Origin of the sequence: Psychrobacillus sp. FSL K6-2365, assembly GCF_038003165.1 — a bacterium.
Classification (GTDB): domain Bacteria; phylum Bacillota; class Bacilli; order Bacillales_A; family Planococcaceae; genus Psychrobacillus; species Psychrobacillus psychrodurans.
The window spans coordinates 1,886,499-1,900,816 of the sequence record NZ_JBBOOO010000001.1 but is presented as its reverse complement, the minus strand read 5'-3'; the positions used below and the strand labels follow the sequence as shown (position 1 = coordinate 1,900,816).

The window sequence follows — 14,318 nt, the reverse complement described above, 5'->3', positions numbered from 1 at the left end:
TGTTCCTTTGTTCACCTATCATAGGACAAATGAAAGAAAAAGCCGTTCTATTAAGTCTGAACGGCATTGGTATATATATAATTGTTCTTTCCATTCTTCTTTGCGATGTATAGCGCTTGATCGGCATGATCTAATAGCTCGTCTATGGAAGAGCCGTCATTTGGGAACATGGCAATCCCAATCGACGAAGTTGGCGAAAAGTATGACTCCTCTATAATCCAACCTTTTCGTAGGTTTTGCTGGATTGTCTGAACAATTTCTTCAATTGTAATGCTTCTTCCATTCACGTAATCTGCAATCTGATCAATGATTATGACAAATTCATCGCCACCAATTCGATATACATTGTACTTATAGTGTAAACTGTTCTGAAGCTTTTCAGCAAAATGAGTTAAAAACTGATCTCCAACATCATGTCCGTATTGATCATTAATCGCTTTAAAATTATCGCCATCAATATATAATAACCCTACATTCGGAAACTCTGAACTTACAGATGAGATATAAACTGGAAAGTCTTCATAAAAAGAACGTCGATTTGGTAGACTAGTTAAACTATCATGATAGGCCATAAACTTTAGCTTATCTTCTAAGGCTCTTTTCTCTGTAATTTCACGAGATACAATAACGAACCATTTTTCCTTCTCATCATCGACTGTGTTCTCTACGGTCGTTACTGATGTATCCGTCCAAATAGAGTTTCCATCCTTTGTTTGTAGAAGAAGTTCTACTCGGAACTTATCTAACATCTTTAACTTAGATAAACTTACTGTTTCGGTTTGATCTGTTATCAGATTAAAATAATAACTACCTAGTAATTCTTCTTTATCATATTTTAATATTGTTTCATGACTTGGTGAGGAGTAAAGTAAGTAACCTTCTGCATCTGTTATAGCTATTAAATCATTTGAGTGTTCTGTAATTAATTTAAAGGAGCGCTCTATATTTCGAAGTTCGTTCATCATACGTTTCTTTTCCGTATCATCAAATTGTATAGTTAAATACTTTTCAATTTGTCCTAAATCATTTTTAATGGGTACAACGGTCGCATTCACCCAAAAAAAGGATCCATCCTTTGTTCGATTACGTATTTGGCCATGCCAAATATCTCCTTTACCTATCGTTTCCCACAAATTAGAGAAAAAAGATTCGTCATGATAGTTAGAATTTATCATATGAAATGTTTTACCTATCACATCTTCTCTTTTAAATTTCGTTGTAGTTTCAAATAGTTCGTTTACTGTTTCAATTATTCCATCCTGATTTGTCAACGCAACTAATGCAACTTCATTAATAGCTTTACTGTAAGACTCCAAAACATAGGTAGAATCTTTCATATTCTGTGTCCGAGAAACTTCTTTAGTTGTTGCTAAAATATAACTAATTCCATTTTCGTAAATGGGTATAGCTGTTGTTTCATTTATATTTGTTTCACTTTGTACACAATGATGATCATGGTAGGAAACAGATTTTTTTTGCAAGCATGCTCGATTATAATGTTGAATAATGGTTCTATTGTGCAGTTCACTAAAACATTCATCCAGTGTCTTCCCTATAGGATTTTCTGAAAAAAGCTCTTCTGCTTTTTTGTTGATAAACTCATATATATAAGAAGAATCTTCTTTTCGCATAAAGAACACATATTCATCGGCTAAATCATATAATAAATGAAATTGAGTATGGTTTAAGAAAGATTGAGACATCTATTTAAAAACTCCTGTCAAGTTCTATACTAAGCTAATTTAATCATATGTATTTAAGAAGAAACATACAAGTATTTAACATATATTTTTAGATAATATTTTTTCCAAAAGTTTAATTATTTTTAAAATACTTTCTACTATGCAAAATAGAAAAAACAAAGTATATTATTAATGCAAATAATTTTATAAGGCAAAGTTCGCTTTGCCGAGGGAAGGCAAATGGTGCGCCACCAGTTTTGAGCTGGTCCTAGTAGGTTCGATTCCTACCCCGAAATTTTTTATGCACGATGAAGTGAAAAATTTCAGGGGAACTAGGATGACTCTGCTCATTTATTGGTTCTTTTTAGGGGGCGCTTTTTTTGATAAAAAAACGGGATTTATTCGAATGTACATCTCTTTATGAACTAATGTCAGAACCAACTATTTTGCCTTTCGTACGTCATAAAGCTAGTTCGGCAGATGAGTATTGGTTTGTGACGAAACAGTTAATGGAAGAAGAAGAAAAAGGAACTGTTATTTCTCGAACAATTGTTAGCAACTTTGGTCAACCAATCGGAACAATTAATCTGTTTGATGTAGAAGATGGTGCAGGATTTTTAGGCACTTGGATTGGCTGCCCTTTTCAAGGTCTGGGATACAATAAAAAAGCTAAAGAACAATTTTTACAGGAACTTTTCTTTGATTTAGATATCCATACAGTTTTTTTACGAATTCGCAAAAACAATGTGAAAAGTATACGTGCCACGGAAAAACTTAGATATGCATTAAAAGCAAATGAATCACATCCTTCTATCTATGCAGAAATAAACGCCTTAGAAGAAGCATTTGATCTATACTATATACCAAAAGACTTGTTCCACTTAGTCCTAATGCAACAAGAAAACGAAGAGGAACAGGCAATGTAAAAAAAAATCCCGTCACTTTAAATAGTGACGGGAATTTTTTACTTTTTGTAAGTTAGTAATAATTCAACGAACTGCTCGGGTGTTTTTGAAGTGTTAGTCTCGAACATCCGATCAATCATTTCTTCCTTATTGTTAACCATATGATTTATAGAATCCATAAAAGTAGTGGGTGTAAGATTTTCTTCTTTAAGTACATTTGCAAAACCTTTTTTCTCAAAGTATCTTGCGTTCAACACTTGATCCCCTCTACTTGCCTGAATTGATAACGGAATAAGTAACATAGGTTTTTTCAATTCTAGAAATTCGAAAATAGAGTTTGATCCAGCCCGGCTAATTACATAATCGGACAGTTTCATCAAATGAGGTAATTCATTTGTAACATATTCAAATGCAATATAATTTGGTTTTCCAACTAATAACTCATCTTTGTTTCCTTTACCACATAAATGGATAAGTTGAAATCTGCGAGTAAGTTGATCTATATTCTGCTTAATGACATCATTTATCTTAGCTGAACCTTGACTACCACCCATAATTATAATTGTTTCTTTCGTTGCATCAAATCCAGTTAATTGTTCTGCAATTTTGTCGTTACCTTGAAATAAATCAGGGCGTAGTATTGCCCCTATCGAAGATGCTTTGTTCTCAGGTAAGTGTCTTATTGTCTCCTCAAAAACAGTGAAAATATGTTCAGCAAAAGAAGAAGCAATTTTGTTCGCTAGCCCCGGTGTTAGATCTGATTCATGAATCACAACTGGTATATTCGCCAATTTAGCAGCAAGCACAACAGGTACAGATACAAAACCACCTTTCGAAAATACAATAGAGGGTTTGACTTTTTTCAATACTGATAAAGCCTGTAATGTACCATACAAGACTTTAAATGGATCAGAAAGATTTTTCAGTGAAAAATACCTTCTTAATTTCCCATTAGAAATAGGATGATAAGGTATTTCTGGAAATCGTTCTCCAATGATTGTTTTTTCTATTCCATTATACGATCCAATATAATGGATATTATATTTTTTCTTTATTAACTCGGGTATTATAGCTTCATTTAACGAAACATGACCGGCCGTTCCCCCACCGGTTAATACTATTGTGTTATTATTCATTAATAATCTCCTAACTAATTTTATAACTTAAAAGGATGTATGCCAACATGCACGAAATGAGAACTCTACCAGAAAAAAGTAAGTATATGATTAAGATCGTCTTGCCCATACTAATCACACAAATTGCACTCTATTTAATGACCTTCTTTGATATTTTAATGACAAGTAAATATAGTATTGCCCATTTAGCTGGTGTTTCTATAGGTTCTTCTTTATGGGTACCTGTATATACCGCCCTAACCGGTATATTAATAGGCATTACGCCCATTGTAGCACAATTAATAGGAGCAAAAAAGAAGAAAGATGTACGTACCTTTGTACAGCAAGGTTTTTATATTGGAATAGTACTAGCTATTATTGTATTTTTAGGTATTTTCCTACTCATTGACCCAATATTAAATTTAATACCTCTTGAAGATAGTGTACGCATCGTGGCAAAGAATTATTTGTTAATGCTGAGTATCGGTCTTGCCCCATTATTTTTATATAGTGTCTTACGTTCTTTTATCGATGCTTTAGGTAAGACGAGAGTTTCCATGTTAATCACCCTGATATCCGCGCCGATTAACATTGCTTTAAACTACTTGCTTATATACGGAAAACTGGGCTTTCCAGAATTAGGCGGGGTCGGAGCGGGACTAGCCTCTGCGATTACTTACTGGCTAATATTACTTATAGCAATTATTATCGTTCTTCGCAGTAATCCATTTGCGAATTTAAAAATTTTTCACGGTTGGACCAAGCCGTCTTTAGTGAAAATACGTACACTGATGAAAATTGGAGTTCCAATTGGAATATCGCTTTTTGCAGAAACAACTATATTTTCAGCTGTCACAATATTGATGAGTGTATATTCAACTCAAGTTATTTCAGCTCACCAAATAGCCATGAATTTCACATCTCTGCTTTACATGGTGCCTCTTAGCATTGCAATGGGTGCTACGATATTAGTAGGGCATGAAATTGGCGCTAAACGATTCTCAGAAGCACAGACCTATAGTTGGTTGAGTGTAATAACAGCAATATGCTTTAGTCTACTTTCCATTTCTATATTATTATTATTTAGAGAGCAAATTGCTTCTGTTTATACAGATGATCGGTATGTTATCGAATTAACAGTTCAATTTTTCTTCTTTGCTGCACTGTTCCAATTATCTGATGCAGTTCAAGCTCCAGTTCAAGGGGCATTGCGAGGTTATAAAGATGTTACGATGACATTTATCATGGCTATCATTTCCTATTGGATAATTGGTTTGCCAACTGGATATATCCTAGCCAACTACACTTCATTTGAGCGCTTTGGATATTGGATCGGATTAATTGTAGGATTGTCTATTGGAGCAATAACACTAACCTCACGACTTATTTATTTACAGAAAAAAATGAAGAAGCAGTAAAAATGACTTCACAGCAATCGAAACGATTAGATACTACGGATGTGCGCTGCCGCTACTTAGGAGGCGCACACCCTAGTTATCGTAGAAAATTAGGAGTGAATTATTTCAAAAGTGATGACTAATAATCGCAATAGTAAAAAACGACGCAAAATTAATCTGCGTCGTTTTTTTGTTAATTATTTACTGATGAATTGTTGTGTCCAATAATATCCACTATTAGATAAACCTACTCCGATATGTGTAAATGAACCATTCATAATATTAGCTTTATGTCCTGGAGATTTCATCCATGCATCTACAACTTCAGCTGGGCTACGTTGACCCATCGCAATGTTTTCTGCTGCAGATTTATACGTAATTCCCATTGACTTCATTTGATCAAAAGGTGATCCATAAGTTGGGCTTGTATGAGAAAAATAGTTTTTATTTTTCATATCTTGAGATTTTGCTTGGGCTGACTGAGTTAGTTTTGTATCAATTTGAAGTGCTTTTAATCCTGCCTTAGCACGTTCTTTGTTCGTTAAGTCGACAACCTGTTGAATTTCAGAAGTAACTTTAACCTCATCTTTTGCTTCAGTTGATGGCTCTTTTACAACTGGTTCTTTTTCAACATTTTCTTTTACTGGCGCTTCTGGTTCTTTTACTACTGGTTTTTCTTGAACTGGTGTTTCTGGTTCTTTTACAACTGGTTTTTCTTCAACTGGCTTAGTTGGAGTTACCACTTCTGGTTTTTTTTCTGATTCCATTGGTTTTTCAACTTCAGGTATAGGAGTTGTTTCTTCTTTTTGTTGCTCATTTTCTTTATCTATTACTGCTGGTTTCTCTACTTGGTTGACAATAGTTAGAAGCTTTGCAAATGATAATTGCGTATTGTATTTCCATTTTACATTATAGGAAAAGCTTTTTGGAGCGTCCCATTTGTAGGTAACGGATGTCTTTGCCTCGGAAGTAGTTGGTGAAAACGCAGTATTCATAGATGCGTTAGCTGTATTGGTTGAGATTAATAATCCACTAGCTAAAATTCCAGCCATAATCATATGTTTTTTATTCATGTTTCATTTCCTCCTTCTTTTGTGCTCCCCTATTGTAAACACAAAATAGAATGAAATTTTCACATAAAATATTCCAACAAAACCAATTGAATCTTTTTATCTTTAAATTCTATAAATCTAGCAAAGAATTTTGGATAACATAACCACTTTGCTAAAATATTAGCTATTATCTTCGGTTGACAGTTTTATTAATTCCTCTTTATATAGTTCAACCATCGCTTGCTGCTGCTTGTTGGATAGCTTACTATTTTCAATCCGTTCTAATGCCATACTATATTTTTTTTGAATCGACAATCTAGCTCTTGGGTGAGTATATTCATCTAATAACTCAGAATGAATGATGGCTCTGAGCTCTTCTTCTGTCTTTATTGAACTAACTGACTGACGGTTTTGATAAAGTAATTGAAACGCTTTAATCATTTTGAGCGCTTCCTATGATAGTGATAGATTCTACTTGATCACCTATAATAACAATCTGTGGATGCATTTTAATGTATTCAGGAAGCCACTGCACCATCCCGTATGCATATTGAAATAGAAAAGGATTTTTATGACCTTTTAACGGTACATAGCCCTTCATACGATAAATAGTATCTGGAAGTTCCTTTACCCACTTTTCAAATTCATCCTTGTTTACTGGCTCTGTAAATGTGTGTAATCGCGAAGACAAGGATAGCTGTTTCCCTATTGCAGCTGGTTGTATTTCTTGACTAAAATATGTGGCTTCTAAGTTTGTAATCATTTTTAAAGGTAATTTGGCATTAGATGTCTGAATAATAGGAGCGTGACTATTTAACCCCTGAATTTGCAATGTCACCAAAGCTATTTCATTGTCAGAAAGAAGATCAACCTTATTTGCTACTATTAAATGCGCATGTTTAATTTGCTCCATAAATAACATGCGTGTTTGAGGGGTCATTTTATCTCTATCTATCCATCTTTTACAATCTGCTACTGTAATAATACCCTTCATATTCAGCCTACTTGCAAAATATGGGGATAAAACTGCATCCATAGCTTCTACAGGATGAGCCGCACCAGTTGTTTCGATTAATAGTACATCGAATTCTTCACCTTCTAATAACATTTGTAATTGTGCTTCCATTTTTTCAGCACCAGTGCAGCAAATACAGCCTTCTAGCATTTCTTTAATAGGTACGTCTTCATCCACGGATTTACTATCAAAAGGTAATTTCCCTAATTCATTCATAATAACAGCAGGTTTTAGTCCTTCTGCTTTCAGTTGTTCTATTAAATGAGATAATAAAGAAGTTTTCCCACTCCCTAAAAAGCCACTTAGTAAATATACATCTTTCATATTCTTTAACTCCCTTAATATCGTTGAAAAAGCTGACCGTAAAGGTCAGCTCTTATTCAACGATTTATTTGTTTATCAAATCTGTTGCAATTTCCTGCGCTTTTATTAACTGTGGATCCTCTTCTAAGATTTTCGCTCTTAGCTGATCCATCAATAGGAAAGATGTTTCTCCATCTATATCACCTGATACAGCAAGTTTGTTGTCTGATTGGAACTTCTTCACAGCAGTATTCATCTGTTCGTCAAAGTTCCCGTCAACTACTCCTACATCATATCCTACTGCTTTTAACATTTCCTCGGCAGTTTGAACAGCTTCGGACGATTGGTTTTTTTTCAACGTTATAGCTGTATCTAAAGGAGGTAACATTGCATAAGATGGATATTCAACTACATGATCAGGAAGAATCCCTACGTCATGAATCCAGTTTCCATCAGGTGTTAACCATTTAGCAGTAGTAATTTTAATATTGGAACCGTCTGGTAAATCATTTACTGTTTGAACAGTCCCTTTACCAAAGGAATTTAAACCTACTAACGGTACATTTGCTGATTCACTTAATGCACCAGCAAGAATTTCTGATGCAGATGCACTACCTTCATCAATGATTAGTGTAACAGGAACTTTAACACGTGACCCAGGCGTAGCAACTGTAACTTCTTTATCGCCCTGAATTTCAATTTGCAGTAGGTTTTTACCTTCTTCTACAAATAGATTAGAAATATCAATAGCAGAAGATAGTAAGCCACCTGGATTTTGACGAACATCAAGTACTAGTGCTTTCATGCCCTCTTCCTCCATGGAGTCAATTGCTGTCAGCAATTCATCATATGTGTTTGTAGAAAAGCTCGATATAATAATATGTGCCACTTGATCATCTAACATTTCTGCATAAACAGTTTCAATCGGAATATCGTCACGTACAATTGTTACTTCCATTTGAGCATTAGTACCTCTTTGTATAGACAATGTTACTTCTGTTCCCTTACTACCTCGAATAAGCAATACTGCCTCCGACGCACTATATCCTTTAATATCTTTACCATCTACCGCCAAGACTTTATCATTTGGCATCAAACCAGCTTTTTCAGCAGGTGAGTTTTTGATAGGTGACACAATGTTAATATAACCATCTTTTTCTTGTATCTCTGCACCTATACCTTGAAAACTAGACGAAATATTTTCATTGAACTGTGATGCCTCGTCTCGATTCATATAATCAGAATATGGATCTTCTAGTGCATCGATCATCCCGTTAATTGCGCCATTGATCACCGCATCTTCATCCACTTCTTTATAGTATTCTTCCTCTAATTTATCATAGGCCAAATACAATTTAGAAAACTCAGAACGCTCAGCTTGATTAGCTGTATTGATGTTAACGACTTTTTCGTCTCCCCATGTTAAAACAATCATAGTAATTGTTGCTGTTGCTACTATTAGGGCAAAAATACTCAATAGGAAAACAAATGGTTTCATTTTTATATATTTGGATGCTGGTTTTACCTCAGTAATGTCTTCTTCATTATTTTGTTTTTGATCGTCCAAATTCTTTCACCCTTTTCAGAAAAAACTTTCCTTAATATGATATGTAGTATTTAATACTTTAAGACATAGTTTCATTTTAAAAATAGACTGTCATATATATGACAGTCTATTTTTAATTGTTATCATATTCTTAGTCTTGAATTGCTGCTTCTAATGCAACAACAATCATATCATTAAACGTTGTTTGACGTTCCTCAGAAGAAGTTGCTTCTCCTGTGATTATATGATCACTAACTGTTAAAACAGCTAATGCTTGACGACCGAATTTCGCAGCAAGTGTATATAGAGCTGCTGATTCCATTTCTACAGCAAGGACACCATAGTCAGCCCATTTCTCATTTTGAGCGTTTTCATTGTAGAATAAATCTGCTGTAAATACGTTACCTACTTTTAAGTTTAGACCAGCTTCTTTACCTGCATTATACGCTTTGTATAAAAGGTCAAAGTCAGCTGTTGGTGCATAACTAATATCATCCAACAACACTTTATTTAATGTAGAGTCAGTTGATGCACTTTGAGCAAGAATTACGTCACGAACTTTTACATCTTTTTGGATTGCTCCACAAGTTCCTACACGGATTAATTTTTGTACATCGTAGTCATTCATTAATTCATGAACATAAATAGATATAGAAGGTACACCCATTCCCGTACCTTGTACAGAAATTCTTTTTCCTTTATATGTCCCTGTATATCCGAACATATTACGAACCTCATTATATTGAACTACATCCTCTAAAAATGTTTCAGCAATATACTTTGCGCGTAATGGATCTCCTGGAAGTAAGATTGTGTCTGCAATTTCACCTTTTTTTGCACTAATATGAATACTCATTTAAATAACCTCATTTCTTATACGTTTCGGCTTAATGATACCGTTTTTTTCCTTCAATTGCAATGAACTACCTACTTTGAATCTTCTATATAATACTCCCATATTTCATCAAAGACCGTTGCAGGCATATTCGGGTCAGCAAGCTCCTCAATATATAACGATATATTATCAAAAGAAGTTTCCGCCTTTGGAAAATCGTGATGGTTAAACATACTATTGGCGAATTTTACCTTTTTATCTTCCTTTTGACCTCCCCGGAATTTTAAAGTAAACAAATAAAACGATTGTCGCATAAAAATAACCCTCCTTTAGTCATGAAGACTTATAAAAATCAAAAAAGTGTAGATAATTCAAACTAAAACAAGTAAACTTAAAAATGTTAATAGTTTGACATATTGAAAGGATTGATATGGTTGAGAAAAAACTTTGCAAGAAACTTAAAATCAATGAATTTCCCAAAAATAAAGACCCGTAAAAAGAACGAAGGAAAAACTAAAAGAAGCAAACCTATCTTCCTATTTAAGAAGTCTAAGAAGGAGGATAAAAAGCTAAATCTAAACCGTAACGCCAAGGCAAATTTTCTGCATTCTATTCGTGGTCGAGTTCTTATAATTTTTACAGTTCTTATTGTTGTTTTAATATCGATGCTCGTCCTAACGTCTACAAAAATGTTTTCTGCTCAACAAGCATTAGAGAAGTTCACTAATGTGGACATTAAAGAACAGATGATGGTAAATCAAATTGCAACTGAGATTGCACAGCTTGCTAATGCAGAACAAAGTTATATTATAACTGGTAAGAGTAATTATATGGCAAGCTATAGAAAATATAAAGATTCAACTATTACAAACATAAAAGAACTATACAAAACATACGAAAATCGTCCAGAAGAGTTACAGAAAATACAATCTATTGACCAATTTTTTACAACTTATTTACAATATTCTGACCGAGTTATCAGCATTCGTGATGAAAAAGGTATAGAGTCAGCACAAAAGTTAGTGAATACTGGCAACGGTAAAACTGCCATGAATTATGTTGATGTACATATCGCTGCAATGAATGAACTTCTTGAAAAGAATAATGCAAATCAGATTGCTTTATTGAAAAAAGAGAATAACACATCTCTAATGATATTTATAGCACTAACTGTTTTCTCTGTAGTTCTAACCTTATCTTTCGGTATTTTCTTGTTCTTTTCGATTAAACGCAGTACGAATGCTATTAACCGATCCATCTTAGATATCGCACAAGCTGGTGGTGATCTGACGAGACGAGTGAAAGTAAGATCTAAAGATGAATTTTCAGAGATTGCGAATAGTACAAATGTCCTGATAACATCAATTGCCGATCTTGTAAGAAGAGTCAGAGAACTTACAGTGAATGTTTCTGCCAGTGGTCAAGAATTGATGGCATCATCAGATGAAACAGCTTTAACAATACAATCTATCGCTGATTCTACGAATGAAATTGCTGCTGGAAGTGATCAAACATTACGAAGCATGACAGAAGCAATACAAAAAATGAATTCATTAGAAGAAGCAACAAGATACTTAAACAATGACGCACAATCAGTGAAAGAAGCTACGGACCATATGATTGAGGCAGCCCAAAAAGGTGGAGAATCTGTACAGCATTCTTCAAATGTCATGATGAGTATCGAAGAAACAATGGCAAATACTACTCAAACTGTTGAATCACTTGGGACCAAATCAACTGAAATTACCTCAATCATCAAAACAATTACAGCTATTGCAGAGCAAACGAATTTACTAGCTTTAAATGCTGCTATCGAAGCTGCTCGTGCTGGTGAACATGGTAGAGGTTTTGCAGTAGTTGCAGATGAGGTAAGAAAACTGGCAGAACAATCCCAGAAAGCAGCAAAAGAAGTTACAGGGATTGTTACTTCAATACAGTCAGAAGTTACTTCAATTGTTAAACAAAATCACGAGGGTGTCGAAAGTGTAATACGAGGAGTGGAAGTTGCAAATGAAACGAATGCTTCTCTTGACCAAATCATGAATCAAACAAATGAAACGATTTCTATTATTGATAAGATGGTGAAACAGATTGAAGAAACGCTAAACTTTAGTCAGGAAGTTGCCGCATCGTTTATAGAAGTAACTCAAATTGCAGAGAATACAGCTTCTAACACCGAAACTTCTGCTGCTGCTGCAGAACAAGGATCTGCTGCAATGCAAGAAATTAATGCGTCTGCTGTAGAATTATCCCACCAAGCAGATGAATTAAGTAAGGTAGTAAATGAGTTTAAACTATAAATCTATCATCATAAAATGGTTGGTTATGACTTTCGTCATGACCAACCATTTTTTATCGCATATTTAACAAGTACTTTTGAGGACTCTCGCACGAAGATCCAAGGAAATACATCCTTTAAAATTATGTTTTTCGCATAAATTTTGAGTGAATTACAATAATTGATGGATAATTTTCCCGATTCGCAAGTAAATTGCCCTTAAGAGCAAGTAAAGTAAGTGTGAGGGCAAGTATACGAAGAGTACAGCAAGTAAATTCACTTAAAGCGCAAGTATTCGTTATGCCAAAGCAAGTAACGTAACATAATCACAAAGGAATTTTTCAATTGAAAAGCTCTATAATATTATACAAAATAAAAAATCGGCAAGCGCCCTTTCGATCAGAACTTCCATCTATCGATCGTTTCCGAGATATGGTGGTAATTGTAATTTTATAGGAGTTGTTTGTCCGACGCACTTCTACATCTTTAGTAACTGTATTATTACATTTTGTATAATGAAAGAATTGATAGAGAAAGCTCACGAATATACAATTTCGTGAGCTACTTCTTTTATTAATTTAGTGATTTCTCTTTATATCCACAGATATAAAAGAAAATATACTTTCTTTCGTGGTGCTCTAAACCCATTGTTCGCTCGATTAGCTATTAGAACATTTTGATATACTCTTCATAGCCTTCTTCTTCCAATTTATCTTTAGGTACAAAACGTAGTGCCGCGGAATTGATACAGTAGCGCAGTCCTGTTTCTTCCTTAGGTCCATCTGGGAATACGTGGCCTAGATGAGAGTCCGCTGTTTTGCTTCGTACTTCAACACGTCTCATACCATGGCTATCATCAAATTTTTCTAAAACCTCATGCTCCTCAATTGGACGAGTAAAACTTGGCCAACCGCAACCAGCATCATATTTATCTTTTGAATGAAATAAAGGTTTACCAGATACTACATCTACGTATATTCCCTCATCAAAATGCTTATCATACTCACCTTGGAACGGTGGTTCTGTACCATTTTGTTGTGTAACATAAAATTGCATTTCAGTTAAGTTCTCTTTCATTTATTGCCCCTCCTTCATTCTTTCAACAAACGCAGCTCTACCAGATCCCGTGAAATAACGATTATAGTGGCCAGGGTTTTTCTTATAATAATCTTGATGATAATCCTCCGCAGGATAAAACTCAGCGGCCGGTAGTATTTTCACAGCAATTTTAACATTAAATCTGCCAGATGCATCTAAAGCATCCTTTGAGGCGATTGCTTTTTCTTTTTGCTCTTCTGTATGATAAAAAATGGCCGTTTGATAAGAAGAACCACGGTCAAAAAATTGGCCATTATCATCTGTTGGATCTATATTGAGCCAAAAAATTTCTAATAAACGATCATATGAAAATACAGCTGGATCAAAAGTGATTTGTACTGCTTCGTAATGTCCCGTTGCATTGGAGCAAACCTGTTCGTATGTTGGATTAGGTACATGTCCACCCGTATATCCAGAAACCACTTTTTCAATTCCATCGTACGAATCAAAAGGCTTTACCATACACCAAAAACAGCCGCCTGCAAAAGTTGCTTTTTCCATTTTTTCGCCCCCTATTCTGTTGGTATTACAATTTCCAGCGTAATGATATCCTCTGCTAAATTCAACTCTTTTGCTCGGACATGAACACCTGAGGTCATCGGAATATCTGACAACTGAATAAGGACCTCTTCTTCTGCTGGGTTTACAACCATCCATTTTGGAAGTTCAACTGAATCTCTCAATAGCTTTAAAATCATTTCAGGCTCCATTTTTTGTGGTCCAATTTCAACGGATGATTGCTCTAATCGAATATTCCCGTTCTCTTCTACATATGGTTCAAAAAACATTTTTACTGGTAAATTTATAGAAAAAACAGTAAACTCTGACGATAAAACAATTTGATCATCAACTGTAAGTTGAAGTGGGAGAGGCTTTCCACCTATCTCTTTTTTTATATAAGAATTTGCAATAGCTTGAAAATCCTCTTTTGTTGCATTTACAGTTAACACATTCCCTTCTGGAGGCGTGTTAGCTTCCTCTATCCAAACGGATTCTACAGGAGTTGTTATCCAATAAACGAAGGTTCCAATACTACCGATAATAATTATTACTAATATAAAAAATGCAATTTTCCATTTATTCAATCCATCA

14 protein-coding genes are annotated in these 14,318 nt (G+C 34.6%); 3 read left to right on the top strand and 11 right to left on the bottom strand.

Annotation, left to right across the window (positions count from 1 at the left end):
• Positions 1 to 50: 50 nt before the first annotated feature.
• On the bottom strand, positions 51 to 1,703 hold the full coding sequence (locus MKY29_RS09070) for a diguanylate cyclase domain-containing protein (protein ID WP_093494779.1): 1,653 nt from the start codon (positions 1,701 to 1,703) through the stop codon (positions 51 to 53).
• A gap of 359 nt (positions 1,704 to 2,062) precedes the next feature.
• Between MKY29_RS09070 and MKY29_RS09065 the strand changes: the two genes are divergently transcribed.
• Entirely contained in the window at positions 2,063 to 2,608 is a 546-nt protein-coding gene (locus tag MKY29_RS09065; RefSeq protein ID WP_340879560.1) for a GNAT family N-acetyltransferase, read from the top strand.
• Positions 2,609 to 2,646: 38 nt separating this feature from the next.
• Here MKY29_RS09065 and MKY29_RS09060 read toward each other — a convergent pair whose 3' ends face one another.
• Complete coding sequence (locus tag MKY29_RS09060) at positions 2,647 to 3,723, bottom strand: undecaprenyldiphospho-muramoylpentapeptide beta-N-acetylglucosaminyltransferase (protein WP_340879559.1); 1,077 nt, start codon at positions 3,721 to 3,723, stop codon at positions 2,647 to 2,649.
• Positions 3,724 to 3,770: 47 nt separating this feature from the next.
• On the opposite strand from MKY29_RS09060, the gene MKY29_RS09055 reads away from it, so the two are divergent.
• Positions 3,771 to 5,120 (top strand): MATE family efflux transporter, encoded by a 1,350-nt coding sequence (locus MKY29_RS09055; RefSeq protein ID WP_241599824.1) that lies wholly within the window; start codon positions 3,771 to 3,773, stop codon positions 5,118 to 5,120.
• A gap of 176 nt (positions 5,121 to 5,296) precedes the next feature.
• On the opposite strand, the gene MKY29_RS09050 is transcribed toward MKY29_RS09055, so the two are convergent.
• From MKY29_RS09050 to MKY29_RS09025, 6 genes are all read right to left on the bottom strand, one after another.
• Complete coding sequence (locus MKY29_RS09050) at positions 5,297 to 6,172, bottom strand: CAP domain-containing protein (protein WP_241599823.1); 876 nt, start codon at positions 6,170 to 6,172, stop codon at positions 5,297 to 5,299.
• Between the two features lie 159 nt (positions 6,173 to 6,331).
• Positions 6,332 to 6,592: a hypothetical protein gene (locus tag MKY29_RS09045; RefSeq protein WP_093494775.1), complete on the bottom strand. Its 261-nt coding sequence runs from the start codon at positions 6,590 to 6,592 to the stop codon at positions 6,332 to 6,334.
• A complete protein-coding gene (locus tag MKY29_RS09040) occupies positions 6,585 to 7,490 on the bottom strand; it encodes a CobW family GTP-binding protein (RefSeq protein ID WP_340879558.1) in 906 nt (301 codons plus the stop codon). Before MKY29_RS09040 ends, MKY29_RS09045 begins: the two co-directional genes overlap by 8 nt.
• Before the next feature lie 64 nt (positions 7,491 to 7,554).
• On the bottom strand, positions 7,555 to 9,036 hold the full coding sequence (locus MKY29_RS09035) for a lmo1851 family serine protease (RefSeq protein WP_241599821.1): 1,482 nt from the start codon (positions 9,034 to 9,036) through the stop codon (positions 7,555 to 7,557).
• Positions 9,037 to 9,166: 130 nt separating this feature from the next.
• Positions 9,167 to 9,871: a purine-nucleoside phosphorylase gene (gene deoD, locus MKY29_RS09030; RefSeq protein WP_090561451.1), complete on the bottom strand. Its 705-nt coding sequence runs from the start codon at positions 9,869 to 9,871 to the stop codon at positions 9,167 to 9,169.
• Positions 9,872 to 9,942: 71 nt separating this feature from the next.
• Positions 9,943 to 10,164: a YozE family protein gene (locus MKY29_RS09025; RefSeq protein WP_340879555.1), complete on the bottom strand. Its 222-nt coding sequence runs from the start codon at positions 10,162 to 10,164 to the stop codon at positions 9,943 to 9,945.
• Between the two features lie 153 nt (positions 10,165 to 10,317).
• Here MKY29_RS09025 and MKY29_RS09020 point away from each other — a divergent pair, with 153 nt between their 5' ends.
• A complete protein-coding gene (locus MKY29_RS09020; protein ID WP_340879554.1) occupies positions 10,318 to 12,150 on the top strand; it encodes a methyl-accepting chemotaxis protein in 1,833 nt (610 codons plus the stop codon).
• A gap of 644 nt (positions 12,151 to 12,794) precedes the next feature.
• Here the strand turns inward: MKY29_RS09020 and msrB are convergent.
• Genes msrB through MKY29_RS09005 form a run of 3 tightly spaced genes read right to left on the bottom strand, consistent with a single transcriptional unit; the run spans position 12,795 to position 14,311 of the window.
• On the bottom strand, positions 12,795 to 13,205 hold the full coding sequence (msrB, locus tag MKY29_RS09015) for a peptide-methionine (R)-S-oxide reductase MsrB (protein WP_093494771.1): 411 nt from the start codon (positions 13,203 to 13,205) through the stop codon (positions 12,795 to 12,797).
• Positions 13,206 to 13,727: a peptide-methionine (S)-S-oxide reductase MsrA gene (gene msrA, locus MKY29_RS09010; protein WP_093494770.1), complete on the bottom strand. Its 522-nt coding sequence runs from the start codon at positions 13,725 to 13,727 to the stop codon at positions 13,206 to 13,208.
• Positions 13,728 to 13,738: 11 nt separating this feature from the next.
• Entirely contained in the window at positions 13,739 to 14,311 is a 573-nt protein-coding gene (locus MKY29_RS09005; protein ID WP_093494769.1) for a YpmS family protein, read from the bottom strand.
• Between the last annotated feature and the right edge of the window lie 7 nt (positions 14,312 to 14,318).

Excerpts from the sequence above, each read along its gene's own strand:
- MKY29_RS09040 (WP_340879558.1), bottom strand. The coding sequence starts at position 7,490 with ATGAAAGATGTATATTTACTAAGTGGCTTTTTAGGGAGTGGGAAAACT.
- deoD (WP_090561451.1), bottom strand. The coding sequence starts at position 9,871 with ATGAGTATTCATATTAGTGCAAAAAAAGGTGAAATTGCAGACACAATC.
- MKY29_RS09045 (WP_093494775.1), bottom strand. The coding sequence starts at position 6,592 with ATGATTAAAGCGTTTCAATTACTTTATCAAAACCGTCAGTCAGTTAGT.
- msrA (WP_093494770.1), bottom strand. The coding sequence starts at position 13,727 with ATGGAAAAAGCAACTTTTGCAGGCGGCTGTTTTTGGTGTATGGTAAAG.
- MKY29_RS09060 (WP_340879559.1), bottom strand. The coding sequence starts at position 3,723 with ATGAATAATAACACAATAGTATTAACCGGTGGGGGAACGGCCGGTCAT.
- msrB (WP_093494771.1), bottom strand. The coding sequence starts at position 13,205 with ATGAAAGAGAACTTAACTGAAATGCAATTTTATGTTACACAACAAAAT.
- MKY29_RS09020 (WP_340879554.1), top strand. The coding sequence starts at position 10,318 with ATGAATTTCCCAAAAATAAAGACCCGTAAAAAGAACGAAGGAAAAACT.
- MKY29_RS09055 (WP_241599824.1), top strand. The coding sequence starts at position 3,771 with ATGCACGAAATGAGAACTCTACCAGAAAAAAGTAAGTATATGATTAAG.
- MKY29_RS09050 (WP_241599823.1), bottom strand. The coding sequence starts at position 6,172 with ATGAATAAAAAACATATGATTATGGCTGGAATTTTAGCTAGTGGATTA.
- MKY29_RS09070 (WP_093494779.1), bottom strand. The coding sequence starts at position 1,703 with ATGTCTCAATCTTTCTTAAACCATACTCAATTTCATTTATTATATGAT.
- MKY29_RS09025 (WP_340879555.1), bottom strand. The coding sequence starts at position 10,164 with ATGCGACAATCGTTTTATTTGTTTACTTTAAAATTCCGGGGAGGTCAA.